The organism is Rhizobium bangladeshense, from assembly GCF_017357245.1.
Lineage (GTDB): Bacteria > Pseudomonadota > Alphaproteobacteria > Rhizobiales > Rhizobiaceae > Rhizobium > Rhizobium bangladeshense.
Window position 1 is genome coordinate 1,391,755 of sequence record NZ_CP071612.1, and the last position, 20,095, is coordinate 1,411,849.

Here is a 20,095-nt window from a genome sequence, read left to right on the forward strand (position 1 = left end):
TTACATAGTGTACGAAACCAGGACCATGACGCAGAACCATAGCAATCCCAACCCTTCTAAGCGTCAGCTGCCAATAACCAGCTGCGCCAGAATTACTGCCCCACTTCACCGGCAAACGGCGGCCCAGCGTGACGTGCTTCGCGGTATGTTTTCATCGCCAAGCTACCGGTGATTGATCGCGGGTGACATCTGCTCTTATGGGCAATGTCCTTGGCCCCAGCACCAACTTTTGGGGGAGGGGTAGACAGTCAGCTTAAACCAAACAACGTCCTTGGATGGTGGGTATGGGCGTTAGGCTTAGCTCCGCCTTCGTTTGCGTTAGTTGACTGGGGAGGTGGCGGGATGTTCGTTGGAAGCAGCGCAGCTATGAGAGGGGACCCATGTCTTTCCAAATTGCCGCGAGCACAAGCCTCTCATCTGTCCAAGCAAGTCGGGACCGGTAATGAGAGCGTATACGCTTAGAATGGCGAATGGGCCGACTGTCAGTTGGCGAGCGATTGAGTGCTGGGGCTCCGGCCTGTGCCTCTTCCTGCAGACTGGCGCGTTTTTCCCGCTCATCTTGGCGGATCCCGACGGAGCCCTTAGCGGTCATGCCAGGTCCATATTGCGTCTGCTTTACCTGCCCGTATACGGTTTTACATTGTTGATGCTGGTACGATATTTTTCGCAATTTCTGACAGCCCTCAAGCGAAACTGGTTTGTCCCCTTGATGGTAGCCATGCCGTTTGTGTCTGTCTTCTGGTCGGTGGGCCCATCGACGACATTCAGGCGTGCCATTGGCCTGCTGTTTACAGTCCTCCTGGCTTATGTGTTGGCGATACGCTTCACACCGAGGCAATTGCTTCTCATTGCATTTGCGACCTTCGGAGCATGTATCAGCCTAAGCCTGCTGATTTTCGTCGTGTCACCGGGTCTCGCTCGCATGCCCATGGACGGCGCGGTGCGCGGCATATTCATCCACAAGAACAGCCTCGGATGGTACGCCAGCATGATGATACTGGTATCGACGGCCGTTATAATGGACGGTCACCAGGGTCTGCGGCGAACTGCTTTGATCTCGTTGATCGCGGGTGGGGCTTGTCTCGTCGCTTCCGGATCGATGACCGCGATCATTGCGACGGTATCGGCCTATTGCCTGATCGGCTTCTACTCCGTGCTGCAGCGAATCCGTGGCATTGGTCGCATCGTCTTCATCCTGTTTTTTGTTCAAATGTCCTTTGGACTCCTCCTTTTGCTTCACGAGTACCTCGTTCCATTCCTTGAAGCACTTGGTAAGGATGCCACTTTGACGGGCCGAGTGCCTTTGTGGGAACTGGTCGATGGTCAGATTGCCGATCATCTGCTGCTCGGCTTCGGATACCAGGCGTTTTGGACGGAGGCGAACCCCGAAGCCTGGATTATCTGGTCGAAGATCCAATGGATGGCTCCCCACGCCCATAGCGGATTCCGCGATACGCTGCTGAACTTCGGAATAAGCGGAATGATTTTGTTCGCTCTGATGCTTTTGCAGGCATTACGTCAGGGTGCGGTTCTCCAATGCCGGGACCCGCATTATGGCTGGCTGTGGTTGAATGTCTTCACCGTCGTGATTTTGGTGATGAACCTGACCGAGACCATCTTCCTGATCCAGAATGACGCGATTTTCATTCTGTTTATTTCGGGCATCATTATGTTTTCGCTGTACGAGCCTGTTGTTTCAACGGCGCCTGGCCTGTCACTGTCGGCATCGGCACGCAGCAAAACGGCCGAGCTGCAAATCTCATGAGGCTGCGCATCGCACCGATCTTGAGCATTTTACCTGCGACGCTCTTTCCGCAGCCGAGCAACCTGGCCTCGATGAGCCCCGATCCAGATGCGCCCGACAGGCTGCATACGGCCGTCAGGGAGGCGACTTGCGCGGAAGCCTCGCCTGCGACCTTTTCGAACAGGCTGAAGGGATCTTCACTGAGCAAAGTACTGACGGGCATATCCGCGGCCCGGACAGTCTTCTATGTTTCTCCCGATGGCAAAGACAACTGGAGTGGGCATCTTGCCAAACCAAATTCTCAGCGTACCGACGGTCCTTTTGCCACCATAGAAAAAGCTCGGGATGCAGCGCGTGAGAAGGGTGGCCAAAACACGATCGCGATGGGCAATGGGGACTACTATCTCACTGAACCGATAGTTTTCGATGCTCGCGATGCGGGCCTGGTCATCGCAGCGAGATGTAACGAGGCGCCGGTTCTGCACGGTGGCCCTCTTGTGCGCAATTGGGCGGCGCGGGCCGATGGCCGCTGGACGGCGTCACTGAAGTTACCTCCGGGCCGGGATGTGGGCGACCTTTTCGTCAGCGGCGCGCGCCAGACGCAGGCTCGCTTTCCCAACGCTCCACTCGACGGAGATCCGCGCAAAGGATGGCTTTTTGCGGCCAAGTGCACTGAGGATAACGACATATGGCATGGTAACACGCGCTTTTGCTTCCGTGCCGGCGATCTTCCGATCTCAAAAAATGCAGCAGGGCTTGTCGCCCACATTGTGGGCGGGTTTCACCCCGGCAGCCAATGGGGCAGTGACACGCTCCCAGTGGTTTCAATCGACACGGCGAAGCGGGCCGTTAACACCAAAGGCACCGCCTATTTCTTTACCGCAGAAGGCAGCCGCTATTTCCTGACTGGGGCGGTGGCCCTGCTCGACGCCGCTGGGGAGTGGTGGTACGACCGCGCTGGGGGGAAACTCACCTATATCCCGGCCGATGGAGTGACAACCAGTTCTACGGCTGTCGTCGGTATCCTGCCGACATTCTTCAGACTGCATGGAGCCGACGGAATGGTTGTGTCGGGGCTCCGGTTCCGGGATGGGAATCCGCAGGGTAGCGGCAAGTTCGGTACCGACACCAGAAGCTTTGGCGCCATACGGCTCGAGCGTGCGGACGGCGTCCGGCTGATCGGCAACTCCATTGATAATGTGGGCGTCGGCATCCATGTTTCCGAGAGCAAGGATGTCTTGATTGCCGGAAACGTGATTGGAGATGTGGCTGGCAACGGGATTTACCTCGGCACGACCTATGGCACCTTCGGCAAATCCCACGGTGCGACAATCTTGTCGAACCACATCCACGACATCGGCAGGGTCTATTTCGAAACGGCCGGGATATGGTTCCAAGCTGCCGACAATGTCAGGATCGCTCATAATCTCATCGAAAATGCAGCGCAGTTCGGTATCGCCGGTGGCTCGCTGTGGGGACCTCAGGACGCAGTTCACGACGCGATCATCGAACACAACGTGGTTCGCAACGCCAATCAGCAGACGGCGGACGGCGGTGCCATCAAGATGATGGGCGAGCAGGCCGACCCTTTGAACAGCAGCATTCGCTACAATCTCGTCACCGGCACAGGTCAGCTCATGAACAGGGCCGACGGGACGTTCTGGCCTTCTGGATATGAAAATACCAACGAATGGCCGTCTCCTATCAGTTGGGCGATCTATACGGACGGCAAGGCCAGTGGAGTGCGCATTGAAGGAAACACTCTTTCGGGCAACATATCGGCGATCGGTATAAACGGCGGCTGGAGCAATCTGGTGACCGGAAACGTCATTACCGGCGGTTCCGGAGCTGCCTTCCGCGTTGATGACGGCACGGGCAGGGGGTGGCGTCCGCCTTGGGCCCAGCCCAATCGTATCGAGGACAATATCGTGACGGTCGATAGCGGTAATGGGCTTGCAGCATATATTTACGTGCCTGACCACAAGCTCGAATCGGTGCAATTTGCGCGCAACCGCTATAGCGGCAATCTGAACGACAAGAGCTTCAGGATACACCCGGAGATCATGCCTTCAGGGGAGTTCGGCAGTCTAAGCGATCTTCAGCAGGCTGGGATCGACAGAGGCAGCGTGGCGTCGCACCCCAAACAATAAGACCGGCGACGCGACGGAATATAATGCGTTCTGCCATGGCAGCTTGAAACTGCTCGACCAACTCGTGCGCGCGCTGCAGGTCAATCTCCCCAGCCTAGAGCCTCCCGGATTAGATTGAATCATTCTGTAGGCTCAAACGGAGTCGGATGGTCGACCGGCCGGCCGCAATCTCTACGGCCAGGTCGGCGGATCGATCAGCCGGCTCGTTTCAGCCAACCCTCCCGCAGATGTGCCTGGCAAATCTGCAAAACTTCAGAATCGCCGGACCCACTTATCGCTTCGCAATCGCGAAGCGGCCGAGCCGGGCATCTATAGCCAGGATCAAAGGCGATCGGCTCGGACTTACCTTGAAGTATACCCATCGCCAATCGCCTTTGCCCTGACGAAAACCGGCCTCGGCAGAATGCGCTGACCGGCAAGGGCTCTCAGGCGCGACAGTGACCATCTCCGCGGCTTTGTGAAGATCAAACCGCTCTTTCGGGATCGCACTCATCAAAAAGAGCGACGTGGCAAGCCGTGGGGGTACGCCGCCTTACTTCGAACATTGTAACTTATCTTGGCCGAAGGCGTAGGAGTATCAAGTGTCTCCTACGTCCAATAGTTGGAACTGCAAGTATGGAGGCAATCGCGCTGTCGGCATATTCTGATGACAGTTTAAATCGCGGAAGCGTAGTCATGGGAAAGAAAACGGCAGACAGAAACCCGGCTTCAGTTCTTAAACAAAAGGACTCCCTGGAATGGACTAATGTCCTTGGTGTTCGAATTTCAGCTGTTAATCTTAAAAGCGCGACCGGTTTTATTCAAAAAGCGATGGAAGAGGGCAGGAGGGAATATGTGTGTGTTCGCGACGCACACGGTGTTGTCCGATGCCAAGACGATCCAGAGCTCCGGTCGATACATAACCGCGCGTTCCTCGTGACGCCCGATGGCATGCCGTTGGTCTGGGCATTGAAACACGCCGGCCATTCGGAGAGCGACAGGGTGTACGGACCTGACCTGATGTTGTCTGTTTTCGAGGCTGGCACATCGAAGGGTATACGCCACTTCCTTTATGGCGCAACGCCCGAGACGCTGCAGCACTTGCAGGCGCGGCTTCTCGCGAAATTCCCGGAAGCTGAGATAGCCGGCTCCTATGCGCCGCCTTTTCATAAACTGTCACCGCAAGAGGAAGCCGATATTGCAGACCGGCTCAATCGATCCGGCGCCGATATCATCTGGGTGGGGCTGAGCAGTCCCAAGCAGGAACTCTGGATGGCGCGCATGCGTGACCGTCTGGATGCATCGATGCTTATCGGCGTCGGAGCTGCATTCGATTTCCACGCCGGCCTGAAGCGGCAAGCTCCAAGGTTCATCCAAAGAAGCGGCTTCGAATGGGCATTTCGCCTTCTGTGCGAGCCGCGACGGCTGTGGCGGCGCTATGCGCTTGTCGTGCCGGCCTTCATCTCACTGACAGCATTCCAGAGACTGGGGCTTCGCAAGTTTCCGATCGAAGACGAGGTTTTTGGATCGAGTTCGCCAAAATCAACAGCCGTAAAGGTGTGAAGCGATCATGTCACTATTTGCGCCGTCAGCAATCACGTCCGACCTACGGAAGGCGGCCCCTTTCGTGGCAAACCCCACGCCGACCGTCGAATTCAGCAAGCGGGCAGGGCTGAAGATACCCGCTCCACTCGGGCGCAGGTTGCCTCGGCTCGCTACGTCGTCATTTCTGATTGCCGGCGACATCGCAAGCTATCTGATAGCCTATATTCTTCTTCTGCCGTTCCTTTCGAACGCTTCGGAGAATATGGTGCTGGAGCGCGCTTTCGCCGTCGCGGCACTGGCAGCGATCCTTCTTTATGCGTCGAACGGGCTTTATCCCGGATATCGGCTTCACGACCACGAACATCTGCGCCGCCGCACGACAGCGTCCTTCAAGGTGGCCGTCATTGCAGCGCTTGCGGCGATCCTTCTGCCGGAAGGGCTAGGACTGCTGCTTCCGACCATCGGCTTCCTTGGCCTCGGACTGGCTGTTCAGCCTCTTATGCGTTGGACCGCACGAGGACTGTCCTGGAGGCTTGGTATCTGGGGTGAGCGAGCAGTGATCATCGGTGCCCGCAATCGTATCCCTGCGCTCACGGCGTATTTCTCAGAGCACTGGCGTTACGGCATCCTGCCGGAATCCTCTTCTCCCGATACGTCGGAAGTATTACCCGACGGCGGACCGTCAATCGCCTTGATCGCTGACGATACGGGCTCAATTATCGGCGAGCTGGCAACGATGCGTCGCCAGTTCGCCGAAGTCATCCTCCTCTCCGACACGCCAAACCTCAAGATAACCGGCTTGCGTCCGGCGGATGTCGGCGGAGAGATTGGTATTCGCTTGGCCATCGGCGGGAGATCGGCAGGCTGGAACCTGGTTCGCCGAGTCCTCGATCTTGCGATCGCTATCCCTGCGACGCTGGTGCTTATGCCCTGCGTTCTGGTTGCTGCCGCCGCCATCTATGCCATCGATCCGGGCCCAGTCTTCTTCAGGCACGCCAGGGAAGGCTTGTCCGGCAAGCCGGTGCGCGTCCTGAAACTGAGAACGATGTACAGAGATGCGGAACAGCGCCTCGAAGCATTGTTCCGGGACAATCCGGCCGCACAAGCCGAGTGGTCGAGCCACTTCAAGCTTCGGGAGGATCCTCGCATTCTGCCGGTGATCGGGCATGTGCTTCGCTCGTCGAGCTTCGACGAACTCCCGCAGTTGGTAAACATCATTGCAGGAGAGATGTCGTTCGTGGGGCCGCGCCCGTTCCCGGAGTATCACCTTTCGGCGATGGATGGGGAGTTTCGTGACAAGCGGCGTTCGGTAACGCCGGGGCTGACGGGGCTTTGGCAGATATCAGAACGAAGCAACGCGGATATCAAACTGCAGCAGCAACTCGACGAATTCTACATCGACAACCGATCCTTGTGGTTCGATTGGCACATCCTTCTCAGCACCATTCCTGCAGTTCTGAAAGGCAAGGGAGCCTGCTGACATGTTCTCCATCCCTGTGGGCAAACATTAACAACGGAGCAGATCAATGCACGGTCAGAAGCGAATTATGGTTACCGGCGGCACCGGATTCCTGGGGTCATTCCTGTGCGAAAGGCTTTTGCGAGAGGGCAATGACGTCCTCTGCGTGGACAATTTCTACACCGGTTCACGCGACAACGTGCTGCACCTTCTTGACGATCCTCGTTTTGAGATACTCCGCCACGACATCACCTTCCCGCTTTATGTGGAGGTCGACGAGATCTACAATCTCGCCTGCCCAGCATCTCCGGTCCACTACCAGCACGATCCGGTGCAGACCGTGAAGACCAATGTGCACGGGGCGATCAATATGCTCGGTCTGGCCAAACGCACCAAGGCGAAGATTTTCCAGGCATCCACGAGCGAGGTCTATGGCGATCCGGCAGTTCACCCGCAGCCCGAGGAGTATCGCGGCAGCGTCAGTCCCATAGGCCCGCGGGCATGCTATGACGAAGGCAAGCGGTGCGCCGAGACGCTGTTCTTCGACTATCATCGTCAATATGGGGTGGAAATCCGGGTGGCGCGGATCTTCAATACCTACGGTCCGCGAATGCAGACAAATGACGGCCGCGTCGTCTCCAATTTCATCGTTCAGGCGCTTCGCAATGAGCCGATCACCATCTTCGGCGACGGCAGGCAAACACGGTCGTTCTGCTATGTGGACGATCTGATCGACGGCTTCATCCGTTTGATGGCTGCGCCCGCTGGGGTTACTGGCCCGATCAATCTCGGCAATCCCGGAGAATTCCAGGTCCGTGAATTGGCAGAAATGGTGATCGAAATGACCGGATCGAAGTCCGGCATCGTCTTCAAGACTCTACCGATTGACGATCCGACACAGCGCAAACCCGACATCAGCCGCGCAACCCAACAACTGGGCTGGCAGCCGAAGGTGAACCTTCGTGAGGGGCTTGAGAGAACGATTGCTTATTTTGAGTGGAAGCTTTCCGGCGGAGTAAACAACAGGTTCAACGTCAAGTCACGGCAAATGCCCTATCCGCATCTGGCCTCTCCGAGCGTCGAACTCAATGCCCCTGAAGCCATTCGATAGGGACATGAATAGCAACGTCGATCATCGAAAGCCGCGGCTCGTTTTTTTTCAATGGGACCATCAGCCCAATGCGAACGCCGCCGGTTACCTGCTGCTGCACATGCAGCAGCAGGTCAGATGCCTCGCAACCCACTTCGATGTCTTCGTCATTAACCGCGATTGCGATTATTCAGAGATATGCGACAGATATGAACCGGATCTGACGCTGTTCGAAAGCGGTTATCGGTCGCATGGCTCACGTCGGATAAAAATCACCAACACTAATACCAACATCGCAGTTCCGAAGCTTGGCCTTCATAACGCCGATCCATGGTGCGATCGACGCGCCGGCTTTCTCTCCGACATGGAGCAGTGGGGCATTGAGACGTATTTCGCGATCGCTACGATGACGCCGGAATATATGCCGGCCGTGAAGGAGAACCTGTTCGTCTGGCCGAACTTTATCGATCCTGAAGTCTACCATGACTATGGGCAGCATAAGGTCATCCCGGTCACGCTCACGGGTCAGGCCTATGGTCTTTATCCCTGGCGACAGGCGGTCTTTCCGATGATCCGCGACCGTTACCCCTGCCTGGTCTCGCCGCAACACGCCTATGAGAGCAAGCTGGCCGCCCAGCTCCTGTCTGGAGAGGCCTATGCGCGGGCGCTCAACGCGAGCTTCGTCGTCCCCACATGCGGTACCATGGGCGGCGAGGTCGTGCGCAAGCATTTTGAGATCCCCGGGGCAAAGGCCTGTCTCGTGACGGAACGCACGGCAGCAGTGGAGGCAGCCGGCTTTGTCGACATGGAGAACTGTGTCTTTGTTGACGGCGGCAACGTGGTCGAACGGCTGGATTATCTTTTTGCCCATCCCGACGAAACAAGGCGCATCACGGCAGCCGGTTACAGCTTGATCCACTCGCGTCATACGTTGAGCCACAGGCCCCAAATATATCAGTGGTTCATGCTGAACAAAGGCCTGCAGTTCGGCGAAAAGATCATCCAGTCCGGCCCTTTCGGCGATCTTGCGAAGGTCAGGCGCATCTCAAAGCAAGAGAGCGTTCACATCGTCTGGGAAGCGAGCGATCGCGCCTTGCTAAAGCAGGGAGACCTGCTTCTCCAGCAGGGCAGGGTGGAGGAGGCCAAGCACTGCTACCTCAGCTGTCTCAACTATGTGTCCTATCTGCCCGAAGCGAAATTTCGCCTTGCCGTATGCGCATTGCGGGAGGGTGACGCCGATCGCGCCTATGACCTTCTGGTGGACCTGATCAAGGTCACCATCGTCGACTATGGGGCGCTTGATCCAGATCCCGTCGAGTGGGCCTACTTCCTTCTTGCTTTGATCTGCAGAGGCCAGTTTGAGCGGGCGCGGAGGCTGCAAGACTTCTATCCATCTCTGTCCCATGACGAATTCAGGCGCGCGCGCCTCGTCATCGCGCAACTCGCTCGCTCAGCCGATGGGGTGGTCTCGGGACGGCATGACAGCGAGCGAAAAAGCATTCATCAGCCCTTCGATCGAAACGATTTTGAGTGGCTTGAATGGTTCGCCGAGACTCTTGAACAGTGCCGACAGCCAAATCTTGCAAATGTTCTTCGTCGTGCTTCGCTTGGCGCATCCGATGACGAGAAAGTATCACCCCCACGGTTCACACCTGATGCTGGCTGGCGCCTGCGAGCCTATTCGGGCATCGATGGCCTGATGATCAAACTGCGCCTGAATGGCTTGAGGCCGAATGTGCCGCCCCTGCCGGAGTTCCGATATCTCTGGCATCTTGCGCGAGGTCTGGTCCCTCGTTCGCAGCGAGGCCCGTTGCGCAGGATTCGGATGGCGCTTTCCAAGCCTCCTGTGGGCAGCGGCAATTAGCTGCGGGGAAAGGCACGAGTGGACAGCCTCACCTGGAGAGGCACGCATGACAAATTCCAGGTGAGGCTGAACATACGCCACTGACACACGTCTATGACGTCAGATCATCGACTCGGTGGCGTATCGTGCAGCCACCGAGATGTTCAGGGAGAGAATGTGCTCGTGTTGCGACGTCAGATCTGACCGGCTAGCGCATCGGCATCGTCAGTTCGCCAACCCGCCCGAAAGATTGTTCTGAAAAAGATCGTTGAGCTTGAACACGACTTCCGTCCTGTTCGTCGCTTTGACCTTTTTCATAATATTGCGAACGTGCACTTTCACAGTGCTTTCTCTAAGATTGAGCTCATAAGCGATAATCTTGTTCGCCTTTCCGCGTCGGAGCGCCTCCACCACTTCTGCCTGACGGTCAGTGAATATACCGGCGAGCGGGCGAGCGGTCGCGTTGCTCGAATCCAGCAAGTGACGCATGGCGAATAGGGCGCTTGCAGGCACAAAAATTCCTCCTGCCACTGAGAGCGCGATCAGCTCCATGCAGACGCTGACGCTGACTGAGGCGGGTATGAACCCCTTGGCTCCGTACTCGAGGGCCCTAACGATTTGGCCGAAATCGTCGCTATCAGCCAATACAATGAGGGGGGTGGACGCGAATTCCGAGGAAAGCTTCCGGATTTGCTCCGAAACGGCCGGTTCATCGACCTTTTTTCCGCCGACGTTCAAGAGAATTGCCGAAAGCGGAGCGTATTCGTCGCGCCTCTGCTTCCACTCCTCAATTGATCCGAATGCCAGAATCTGCAAATCCGCCTTTTGGGCAGCCATGCATTGCGCCAGGCATTGCCGATCGAGCTCACGATTATCGAGAATGACAAGCGAATGCGTTTGCCTTGCCGACATCGCAATTGTGTGCGCGGCGCCATTTTCTATCTTAAGGGGAACAGCTACGTTTTCCTGCCTGAGATCCAAATTCGGTATAAGCGCTGAATTCACAGCTTCACCCTCCCTCTACACGTTACGCCTCCGAGTACCGACCCCTCTCAATACGGGGGTTTAGGAAACTCTAAAGTAGGAATCGAATACCACAATTCGCGGAACGTTACAGTAGCTAATATAGGTTAAGTACTAACAGAGTTCCGTAACTGGCGTGCAGATGTGAATATAAACCTGGGTAGGACTTAGGTCTTACTATATGGATTGTCGGATATTCTCAGTTGTTACGCAGCCGTTTTGCGATGATCCACTAAATGCATGGAAACGATCACTGTCTCCGGCGTAGGTCCCGGCCACTGGTGCGGGGGGTGATCGCGCCATCAAATTGGGCCGAATGCATGAACCCGGGTGTAAGTCGTCATAAGTAGATACGTCTTTAGGTGAATAAACTTAAACGTTTTGTTTCTTTACTCAGATGAAGAAAACAATTCTCTTTGGAATGGAGAGAAATATTTGTCCAGGGTGGTGAGAAACCTTGGACGCAATCGCCAGATTGTTTGTTTCGACTGAAAACCGGGCCAGTTAGGAGTAGGGGTTTGCAGGATGATTGCATCAAACGTCAAGCTGGGTAACGGCACCGTCATCCACCATCGAGATCTCGTGAATCTGTATGGCTGCACGATCGGCGCAAGAACGCGTATCGGCACCTTTGTCGAAATTCAGAAGAACGTCGTGGTCGGGAAAGACTGCAAGATCTCCAGCCATTCCTTTCTCTGTGAGGGCGTGACGCTGGAAGACGGCGTGTTCATCGGCCACGGGGTAATGTTTACGAATGACACCTACCCGCGCGCCATTAATCCGGATGGAAGCCTCCAGACGGAGGAGGACTGGATCCTCATCCCCACACTTGTCAAGCGCCACGCGTCGATCGGCAGCAACGCCACCATTTTGCCTGGCGTGACGATAGGAGAGGCTGCTCAGGTCGGCGCCGGAGCGGTTGTGACAAAGGACGTGCCGGATGGCGCCATCGTCGCGGGCGTTCCGGCCAGGGTGATTGGCCGCGTCAATGACGGGCCGGTCGATATGTTTGCGTTGGGAGAAATGGAATGATCGGTATCGCTGTCGTCGGATATGGTTATTGGGGTCCGAATCTGGTTCGCAACATCTCGGAGGCGGCCGGCGCGCACCTCGTTTCAGTTTGTGATCTCAATGTCGAGCGGTTGGCAGCTGTTAAGAGCCGGTATCCCGCAATAACGATCACCGATAAATTCGAGGAAGTTCTGGCCGATCCGAGAGTGGATGCGATCGCTATCGCAACGCCGGTTTCGACCCACTTCAAGCTCGCAATGCAGGCCATGATGGCTGGAAAGCATGTCTTCGTCGAAAAGCCGATGGCATCGACGACGGACGAAGCCGCACGGATGGTCGAGGAAGCCACGCGCCGCCGCCTCGTGCTGGCCGTGGATCATACCTTCGTCCACACCGGCGCCGTCCGCAAGATGCGAGAACTGGTCGAGGGCGGCTTGGGCGATATGTATTACTATGACTCTGTTCGGGTCAACCTGGGGCTCTTCCAGCATGATGTCAGCGTCATCTGGGACCTAGCGGTGCATGATCTCTCCATCCTGGACCATGTCGTGCAGGAAAGGCCGGTGGCTGTTTCGGCCACGGGCATGAGCCATGTGCTCGGCGAGCCGGAGAACATCGCCTATCTGACGCTCTTCTTCGATAGCAAGCTTATCGCCCACGTTCACGTCAATTGGCTGGCCCCGGTCAAGGTCCGCCGCACGCTCATCGGCTGCAGCAACAAGATGATCGTCTATGACGATCTGGAGCCCAGCGAAAAAATCAAGGTCTATGACAAGGGCATCACCATGTGCCCCAATTCTGATGCGTATGGCGAGAAAGTGCATCAGATGATGGTCGGCTACCGCAGCGGCGACATGTGGGCGCCCAAGCTCGATATGACCGAGGCATTGAAACGCGAACTGGATCAGTTCGTCGAATGCGTCGAGCAGAACTCGCGCCCCATTGCAGACGGCCAGGCCGGGCTGCGTGTCGTTCGCATCCTTGACGCAGCCAGCCGGTCGCTCGCCCAGCGCGGCCGTATCATCGAGCTTGAAGAGGCGAGGCGCATCGCATGATCCCCTTTCTGGACCTCAGAGCACAATATCAATCGATCAAGAGCGAAATCGACGCCGCCGTGCTCGGCGTCCTGGCCTCGGGACAATACATACTAGGGGAGGAAGTCCTCCGTCTCGAGCAGGAATTCGCGGATTATTGCAACGTCAAGCATGCGATCGCCGTCAATACCGGAACGAGCGCCCTGCATCTCTCCCTGCTTGCTGCGGGCGTCGGCCCCGGCGATGAAGTCATCACCGTGCCATTCACATTCGTCGCTACGGTTTCGGCGATCTGCTACACGGGCGCAACACCCGTATTCGTCGACGTGGAGCCTGTGACGCTCACAATGGATCCGGCTCAGCTCGAGGCGAAGATTACCTCCCGGACCAAGGCGATCATTCCCGTCCATCTCTACGGCCAGATGGCCGATATGGATGGCATCATGGCAGTCGCTGATCACCATGGGATCCCGGTGATCGAGGACGCCTGCCAGGCACATGGCGCGCGGTATAAAGGCGCGAGCGCCGGCAGCATTGGCGCATCCGGCTGCTTCAGCTTCTATCCGGGCAAGAATCTCGGCGCCTGCGGCGAGGGCGGTATCGCCGTCACGAACAGCGACGAGCAGGCCAAGACCATGCGCATGCTGCGCGACTGGGGTCAGGAACAGCGCTATCACCATCTGCTGAAGGGCTTCAACTACCGCATGGACGCCATTCAGGGAGCCATACTGCGCGTCAAGCTCCGGCATCTCGAAGCCTGGACCGAAGCCCGTCGTTCGCATGGTCGCCGCTACTCCTCTCTGCTTGCGGGAGCGTCGCATTTGCGGACGCCTGCCGAAGCGGCCGAGCGGCGGCATGTCTACCATGTCTATGCCATCAGAAGTCACGATCGCGACGGCCTGCAGCGTGTGCTCGCAGCAGAGGGCATTCCGTCCGGTTTGCACTATCCGATCCCTGTTCATTTGCAGAAGGCCCACGCCGACCTCGGCTACCAGGTCGGCGAATTCCCGGTCTCGGAAGCCGCCGCGCGCGAGGTTCTCTCGCTGCCGATCTATCCTGAAATGCCCGTCCAGCACGTCGATCAGGTCGCTGCTGCGCTGGAGTATGCCTATGTCAGCTAATCCAGGCGAGGCTCGCGTCGTGCGGGCCGTTCACGGCCGCAGCGAGAAACCGGCAGATCCTGCCTACCAGGCGGGGCTCGCCGAAGAGCTCAGGCAGTCATACGGGCGCGCTGGCCTCATCGAACTCTACGGTCGCTTCTCTACAGGGGATGGCGTCGTTGACACGATGATGCGGAAAGCCATCTGGCAAGCGATTACCCGGCGTTGTGGCGCGGGGCTGCAGGTCGCAGGCGGTGCCGGTTTCAAACACCCGGAAACTTTCGAAATCGGCGATGGCGTGTTCATCGGCGCTCAGGCCTATATTCAGGGGCGCTATGACGGCACCTGCGTGATCGGCGACAATGTCTGGATCGGCCCGATGGCCTATTTCGACGCTCGCCACCTGGTGATCGAGGATTCTGTCGGGTGGGGGCCCGGCGCCAAGGTGCTTGGCTCTACCCACACGGCACTGCCGATAGATGTTCCGATCATTCGCACGGATCTTGAAATCAAACCGGTGCGCATCTGTGCAGAGGCCGATATCGGAACGAATGCGACCATTCTTCCCGGCGTGACCATCGGGAAGGGGGCCATCGTCGGAGCGGGGGCAGTCGTCGTTTCCGACGTCGAGCCGTTCTCGGTTGCCGCGGGTGTACCGGCGAAATTCATACGTTGGCGTTCGGAGAATGATCCGATGACGAACATGTCGCGTGAGGGAAGATCATGAGAAACAAACGAGTGCTCATTACCGGCGGTGCCGGTCTGATCGGTTCGCATATTGCCGATCTTGTCGCATTGGAAAAACCTCGCGAAATCATCATTCTCGACAATTTCGTGCGTGGGCGCCGGGACAACCTCAGCACGGCAATATCAAGCGGGTCCGTCAACATCATCGAGGGCGATATCCGCGACAGAGCGCTTCTGGCGAAAACCTTCGAAGGCGTCGACATCGTCTTCCACCAGGCGGCGATCCGCATCACGCAATGCGCGGAAGACCCGCGGCTCGCCTTTGATGTGCTGGCCGAGGGCACGTTCAACGTCCTCGAAGCTGCCGTGCGGGCAGGCGTGGCGAAGGTCGTGGCTGCTTCCTCGGCATCAGTGCTGGGGCTCGCCGAAAGCTTCCCGACGACCGAAGCGCATCATCCCTACAATAACCGGACGATCTATGGTGCGGCCAAGACCTTCAACGAAGGGCTGCTGCGCAGCTTCGCGGAAATGTATGGCCTGCGCTATGTGGCGCTGCGCTATTTCAACGTCTACGGACCGCGAATGGACGTTTACGGTGCCTATACCGAAGTGCTCATCCGCTGGATGGAGCGCCTTGCGGCTGGAATGCCGCCGCTCGTCTACGGAGACGGCAGCCAGACGATGGACTTCGTGGATGCACGCGATATCGCGCGGGCCAACATCCTTGCCGCGAAGAGCGACGTTACGGACGAAGTCTTCAATGTCGCGAGCGGCCAGGAAATAAGCCTCTTGGAACTCGCGCAGTTGCTAAGCAGCATCATGGGCGTTTCACTCGAGCCGCAGCACAAAGAGGCCCGGACAGTCAACGGCGTAACTCGTCGTCTGGCCGACACCAGCAAGGCCGAACGGCTCCTCGGATTCAAGGCGGAGATCTCCATGGAGCAGGGGCTTCGTGATCTCGTTGCCTGGTGGCAGCAGCAGACCGCTGCGGGGGGAGCTGCAGCATGAGCTCCCCTCAATCTTCAATTCCGGTCGCCAAGCCCGTTCTCGGGGAGGAAGAGGCCGAGGCTGTGCGCCGCGTTATTCTGACGGGATGGGTGACGCAGGGGCCCGAAGTCGCGGCTTTCGAGAGCGAATTTGCAGCCTTTGTCGGCGCCCCGCACGCCTGTGCCATTTCCAACTGCACGACCGCGCTTCATCTGGCCCTGAAGGCGGTCGGCGTCGGCGCCGGTGATGAAGTCATCACGGTCAGCCATTCGTTCATCGCAACGGCGAACGCTATTCGATACTGCGATGCGGTGCCGGTCTTCGTCGATATTGAAGCGGACGGTTACAACATCGATCCCAGCCTGATCGAAACAGCAATCACGCCCCGCACCAAGGCAATCCTGTGCGTGCATCAGCTCGGCATGCCTTGCGATCTCCGTTCGATTGTGGAGATCGGCAAGCGCCACTCGATACCGGTTATCGAGGATGCGGCCTGTGCGACGGGAAGCGAAATCCTGTGGGACGGGCGTTGGGAAAAAATCGGCAAGCCGCATGGCGACATTGCCTGTTTCTCCTTCCACCCCCGCAAGGTCGTCACCACGGGTGATGGCGGCATGCTGACCACGGCGGATCCCAAATATGACCGAAGATTCCGGCTGTGGCGCCAGCATGGCATGAGCGTCACCGACGCAGTCCGCCACGGCTCGAAGCAGGTGATCTTCGAGGACTATGACGAATTAGGCTACAACTACCGCATGACAGACCTCCAGGCCGCGGTCGGACGGGTGCAGTTGCGGCGGCTGCCGGAGCTGATCGCGCAGCGGAGGCGGCTCGCCGATCAATATTGCGAGCGCCTCTCCACGGTCCCTGGGATGGCGCCGCCGATCGAGCCCGGTTGGGCTCGCAGCAACTGGCAAAGTTTCTGCGTGGGATTACCTGATGCCGTCGACCAGCGGGCAGTAATGCAAGCACTGCTCGATCAGGGCATCTCGACCAGGCGCGGCGTGATGAACATTCATCTGGAGGGAGCCTATTCCAGCCGGAGCTTCCATCGCGTCGCCACTAATCTCGCGCGAAGCGTGTCAGCGCAGCAGCAAACGATAATCCTGCCGCTTTTTGCTCAGATGACGGACCTCGACATCGCCAGTGTTGTCGAGGCGCTTCGCGGATCGATTGCCGGAGCCGCCATTCCACACGCAAACTTGCGGCGCGATCGAGATATCGTTCCTGCGTGATGCAGGATCAGCATGCGATCGGGTCACCCCGATCGCATCGCCTCTCACGCCGGCTTCGCGATCCATTTCTTAATGATTGCGGGCATTGACTCAGGCGGCAGCAGCTTGACCAACATGCGCAACGAGTAGAGCCCGCTCACAACCACCGCGACAGAGCCGATCGTCATCGCCGGCCATATTGGCAAGGCCAGAAAGGCCGTGAATACCAATCCCGATGCGGGCAGGAAAAGCAGGGCGTGCCTGAGGTTGGCAGGCGACCACCGGAATCCGGTGAGCCGCCGCGCGACCAGGTAAATCAGGATGCTATGCCAGACATAAAGGCCAAAAAACGCCATGCCGGCCCCTGGCGCACCGAGCTTCGCGACGAAGAGCCAGGCTAGCCCGACATGCACCAGCGTCGCAGCGACCTCAGTCCAGAAGAAGATAGTTTGCGCACCCTTCGCCAGGACGATGAAACCCATGGGCCAAGCGACGATCCGGAGCATCATGCCAAGACAGATCCAACGCAGAAGATCGACAGCCCCGTGAAACTCAGCGGAATAGAACAAGCTCATCACGAGCGGCGCCAGGGTCAAGGTGACGATCAGACCGGGGCCGGCCAAAAGCATGCTGATTTCTGCCTGCTCGTTAACGAGCCGGTTGCACTCGGCATTGTCGGCCGCGATTGCGGTCAAGCGCGGATAGAAGTCGGTCCCCATCGCCTGCAGAATGAAACCGGAGTAAAGGCCGCCAAGCGCCCAGGCTGCCTGGTACAATCCCGCCGCCACGACGCCCCCTTCATTCAGTACAATAATGCGGATCGCGTAGGCCGCGCCGAAGGTCAGAAGTCCGCTTGCCATGAAGGCGACGCCGAGCCTCAGCAGAGCTGTAGCCTCCCGGCCAAACTGGGGTGGCGACATTGGCGTTGGGTGCCTGCATATCTTTCTGCTGTACCACCAGGTGGGCAGGATCGACACGGCCGCAATCGCCACGAGAGATGGTGCGATCGCCGGCGCGCCGAACAGATAGATCAGCGGAATGCTGACCATCGTGCCGAAGAGCCCCGAGAGCACGTTGATGCGGGCGAGATTTGCAATACCCCGCAAGCCCTGGATCAACGCACTCTGCCCGGCGGCCACCAGACGAAAGAATACGGCCAGGGACAACAGCATAACGCCGCCGACGTGCTGATAATCGCCGAAGGTGAAACTCGAGACCGGAAAAGCCAGCGCCATGAGCAAGAGCGCGCCAAGCACGCCCAGCACCACCGAGATGCGTCTTAGCGCTATCGCCGACCGCGCGATCCTCTCTGTATCGCCCGTGCCCGCCGCCTCGGCGACCCGGCGCACCCCGCTGCTGCTCACGCCGAGACCAGCTATCGCCTGCGCGATATCGATGATCGATCCGTAAAGGCCGATAAGCCCCACGCCTTCCGGCCCAAGCAGAACGGCGAAAGCCTTGTTGCGAATGATGCTGAGAGCGACATTCACCAGCGAGGAACCGCCCATCAGCATCGTCGACTTGAGGATTTGGGTATAAGTCTGACCGCTGGGTGGGATCATGCGCAAAGTCATCAAAGGTCCCTAGCCGTTTATCCCAAGACACAGGATCTCCGGCGCGTTATGCCGGAGATGTTCCTCAACGCAGCTTCGGAGATACGCGACCGCCTGTATCGGCTTACCCATGACCGCTTCCACCATTGCGACACAGGCTTTTCGTGGGTCACTGGCTTGTCCGATTTGCGAGTGTTTCGGTCTCCGCAGATGTGTCGGAGGCAGACCCGGACGGCTCGTCCGGAATGCGGGGGCGAACAACCCTCACTACGTCACCCGGCGCCAGTGTCGTCGTTTCGGAGGCCTGGAACTGATCGATTCGTCCTCCATTCCGCCGGCTCACCGTAAAGGTGATGGGGAGTTCCTCGCTGCGGTCTTTCAATCCATTGTCGGCCGCGAGTTCATCGAGGAGCAGCCTCTGCGTCATCTCGCGCTTCATTTTGAGCTGATCGAGCTTTGCTCGTTCCGACTGCGCTTCGACAGCGACTTCGCTCCGGCGCGTGTCGGACAGCCCCTCGAGATTCCGCGTGGTCTCGCTGATTGCCTGGCGGCCTCGCATGATGGCGGTGACCAGGTCGAGCTTGTCGGAGCGGTAAGTCGTCAGCAACCGTTCCAGGTCCAACTGCCTCGACGAGATCGTGAGGCCTTTCTGCACCAGAGACTTAACGCTGGTCAGCTGGTCCTCTACCGATTTGATATTATCGTCTGCGCCCACCAGTTTCTCTTCCAACGTCGAAATTTCGGTGGTCAAAAGTTCGCGCAATTCCGTGAGCGCCTTTGACTGTCTCTCCAGCGCACTTGCACGAGCTTGAAAAATAACCCTCTCCTCACTGTATATCCCGGCGGAAAATTGCTGATCGGCGCCGCTCGTCTGACTGAAGGTAATTTCCTTCGCACCGGCCATCTCGGCCTGGAGCCGCGACAGTTTCGCGGTGCTACGCAGGATCGAGTGATCGATTTCCCGCAATTCGCCGGCGAGCTTGATCGACTGCGTTTGCAGTAGATTTTTTGCGCGAAGCGGACCGCCGCTCATTGCCAGGGATTGCAGGACGGTAAGGCCGGGGCGGAATTTATACTCTCCGGGCGTGGTTACGTCTCCCACAACATAGATTGGCGGATATTCGAGAATTTCGATCGTAACCGCGGGGGGCTGAACCAAGCCGATTTTTTCCTGCAGACGTTTGGCAATCTCGTTTGTGAGATCGGCGTTTCCGCGATTGCCGACCGAAAGGGATCCAAGAAAGGGCAGGAAGACTGTGCCCTCATCCGAGACCCTGTATTCGCCGCCAAGAGCGTCCCATCGTTCATATTGGCCTTTTGACTGCATCCATTGGACGATCGTCAGACGGATTTTCGTCTGCGGAGCCAAGGGCGCACTATCGGCGAGAGCCGGCGACACGGCTCCGGCAAGAAAGGCAAGTGCACCGATGACAAACACCGTGCGAAAGAACAGGTGGGGGGTGCGGTGCGATGAAATCATATACATATCTCGCCTGCAAAACATCCTTGAACGGATGCCGGTTCAATGCCTTGACGCTGTTCGACCGACGGACGAGGTCCGAAGCCGCATCGTTAGTGTGCAGTCTGGCGAAGCCTTGAGGAAGGTGAAGGTCGTTTGCTTTGCCTCATCACTATTGATGAGGTGGTGGCGGGTACTTCAGTCAAATTCGAGCGGG

The 20,095-nt window shown here is 57.9% G+C and carries 15 protein-coding genes; 12 read left to right on the forward strand and 3 right to left on the reverse strand.

Going from position 1 to position 20,095, the window contains the following annotated elements; all coding sequences use genetic code 11:
- Positions 1–442 precede the first annotated feature (442 nt).
- The 6 genes from J2J98_RS06785 to J2J98_RS06810 all read left to right on the forward strand — a co-directional run bounded on the left by J2J98_RS06785 (position 443) and on the right by J2J98_RS06810 (position 9,831).
- The gene (locus J2J98_RS06785; protein WP_207602704.1) at positions 443–1,765 is read left to right on the forward strand and encodes an O-antigen ligase family protein; all 1,323 of its coding nucleotides are present in this window, start codon (positions 443–445) and stop codon (positions 1,763–1,765) included.
- Complete coding sequence (locus tag J2J98_RS06790; RefSeq protein ID WP_207602705.1) at positions 1,762–3,894, forward strand: right-handed parallel beta-helix repeat-containing protein; 2,133 nt, start codon at positions 1,762–1,764, stop codon at positions 3,892–3,894. Before J2J98_RS06785 ends, J2J98_RS06790 begins: the two co-directional genes overlap by 4 nt.
- A gap of 675 nt (positions 3,895–4,569) precedes the next feature.
- Complete coding sequence (locus J2J98_RS06795) at positions 4,570–5,436, forward strand: WecB/TagA/CpsF family glycosyltransferase (protein WP_207602706.1); 867 nt, start codon at positions 4,570–4,572, stop codon at positions 5,434–5,436.
- 7 nt (positions 5,437–5,443) lie between these two features.
- Entirely contained in the window at positions 5,444–6,898 is a 1,455-nt protein-coding gene (locus tag J2J98_RS06800) for a sugar transferase (protein ID WP_207602707.1), read from the forward strand.
- Positions 6,899–6,944: 46 nt separating this feature from the next.
- The gene (locus J2J98_RS06805; RefSeq protein ID WP_207602708.1) at positions 6,945–7,988 is read left to right on the forward strand and encodes a UDP-glucuronic acid decarboxylase family protein; all 1,044 of its coding nucleotides are present in this window, start codon (positions 6,945–6,947) and stop codon (positions 7,986–7,988) included.
- Positions 7,989–7,992: 4 nt separating this feature from the next.
- Positions 7,993–9,831 carry a glycosyltransferase family protein gene (locus tag J2J98_RS06810; RefSeq protein WP_207602709.1) on the forward strand — a complete coding sequence of 613 codons (1,839 nt, stop codon included), beginning with the start codon at positions 7,993–7,995 and terminating at the stop codon, positions 9,829–9,831.
- A gap of 204 nt (positions 9,832–10,035) precedes the next feature.
- Here the strand turns inward: J2J98_RS06810 and J2J98_RS06815 are convergent, their stop codons facing one another.
- On the reverse strand, positions 10,036–10,815 hold the full coding sequence (locus tag J2J98_RS06815) for a response regulator transcription factor (RefSeq protein ID WP_207602710.1): 780 nt from the start codon (positions 10,813–10,815) through the stop codon (positions 10,036–10,038).
- 543 nt (positions 10,816–11,358) lie between these two features.
- Between J2J98_RS06815 and J2J98_RS06820 the strand changes: the two genes are divergently transcribed.
- From J2J98_RS06820 to J2J98_RS06845, 6 genes are read left to right on the forward strand one after another with little or no spacing between them, the layout of a single operon-like run.
- Positions 11,359–11,865 (forward strand): acyltransferase, encoded by a 507-nt coding sequence (locus tag J2J98_RS06820; protein WP_207602711.1) that lies wholly within the window; start codon positions 11,359–11,361, stop codon positions 11,863–11,865.
- Positions 11,862–12,899, forward strand: coding sequence for a Gfo/Idh/MocA family protein (locus J2J98_RS06825; RefSeq protein ID WP_207602712.1), 1,038 nt, complete (start codon positions 11,862–11,864; stop codon positions 12,897–12,899). Before J2J98_RS06820 ends, J2J98_RS06825 begins: the two co-directional genes overlap by 4 nt.
- A complete protein-coding gene (locus J2J98_RS06830; RefSeq protein WP_207602713.1) occupies positions 12,896–13,999 on the forward strand; it encodes a DegT/DnrJ/EryC1/StrS family aminotransferase in 1,104 nt (367 codons plus the stop codon). The genes J2J98_RS06825 and J2J98_RS06830 overlap by 4 nt, the downstream gene beginning before the upstream one ends.
- Entirely contained in the window at positions 13,989–14,705 is a 717-nt protein-coding gene (locus J2J98_RS06835) for an acyltransferase (protein WP_207602714.1), read from the forward strand. Before J2J98_RS06830 ends, J2J98_RS06835 begins: the two co-directional genes overlap by 11 nt.
- The gene (locus J2J98_RS06840) at positions 14,702–15,673 is read left to right on the forward strand and encodes an NAD-dependent epimerase/dehydratase family protein (RefSeq protein WP_207602715.1); all 972 of its coding nucleotides are present in this window, start codon (positions 14,702–14,704) and stop codon (positions 15,671–15,673) included. The genes J2J98_RS06835 and J2J98_RS06840 overlap by 4 nt, the downstream gene beginning before the upstream one ends.
- The gene (locus J2J98_RS06845) at positions 15,670–16,887 is read left to right on the forward strand and encodes a DegT/DnrJ/EryC1/StrS family aminotransferase (protein ID WP_207602716.1); all 1,218 of its coding nucleotides are present in this window, start codon (positions 15,670–15,672) and stop codon (positions 16,885–16,887) included. Before J2J98_RS06840 ends, J2J98_RS06845 begins: the two co-directional genes overlap by 4 nt.
- Positions 16,888–16,931: 44 nt before the next feature.
- On the opposite strand, the gene J2J98_RS06850 is transcribed toward J2J98_RS06845, so the two are convergent.
- Positions 16,932–18,440 (reverse strand): O-antigen translocase, encoded by a 1,509-nt coding sequence (locus tag J2J98_RS06850; protein WP_207602717.1) that lies wholly within the window; start codon positions 18,438–18,440, stop codon positions 16,932–16,934.
- A 148-nt stretch (positions 18,441–18,588) separates the two neighbouring features.
- Complete coding sequence (locus J2J98_RS06855) at positions 18,589–19,905, reverse strand: polysaccharide biosynthesis/export family protein (protein ID WP_375337101.1); 1,317 nt, start codon at positions 19,903–19,905, stop codon at positions 18,589–18,591.
- Positions 19,906–20,095 lie beyond the last annotated feature (190 nt).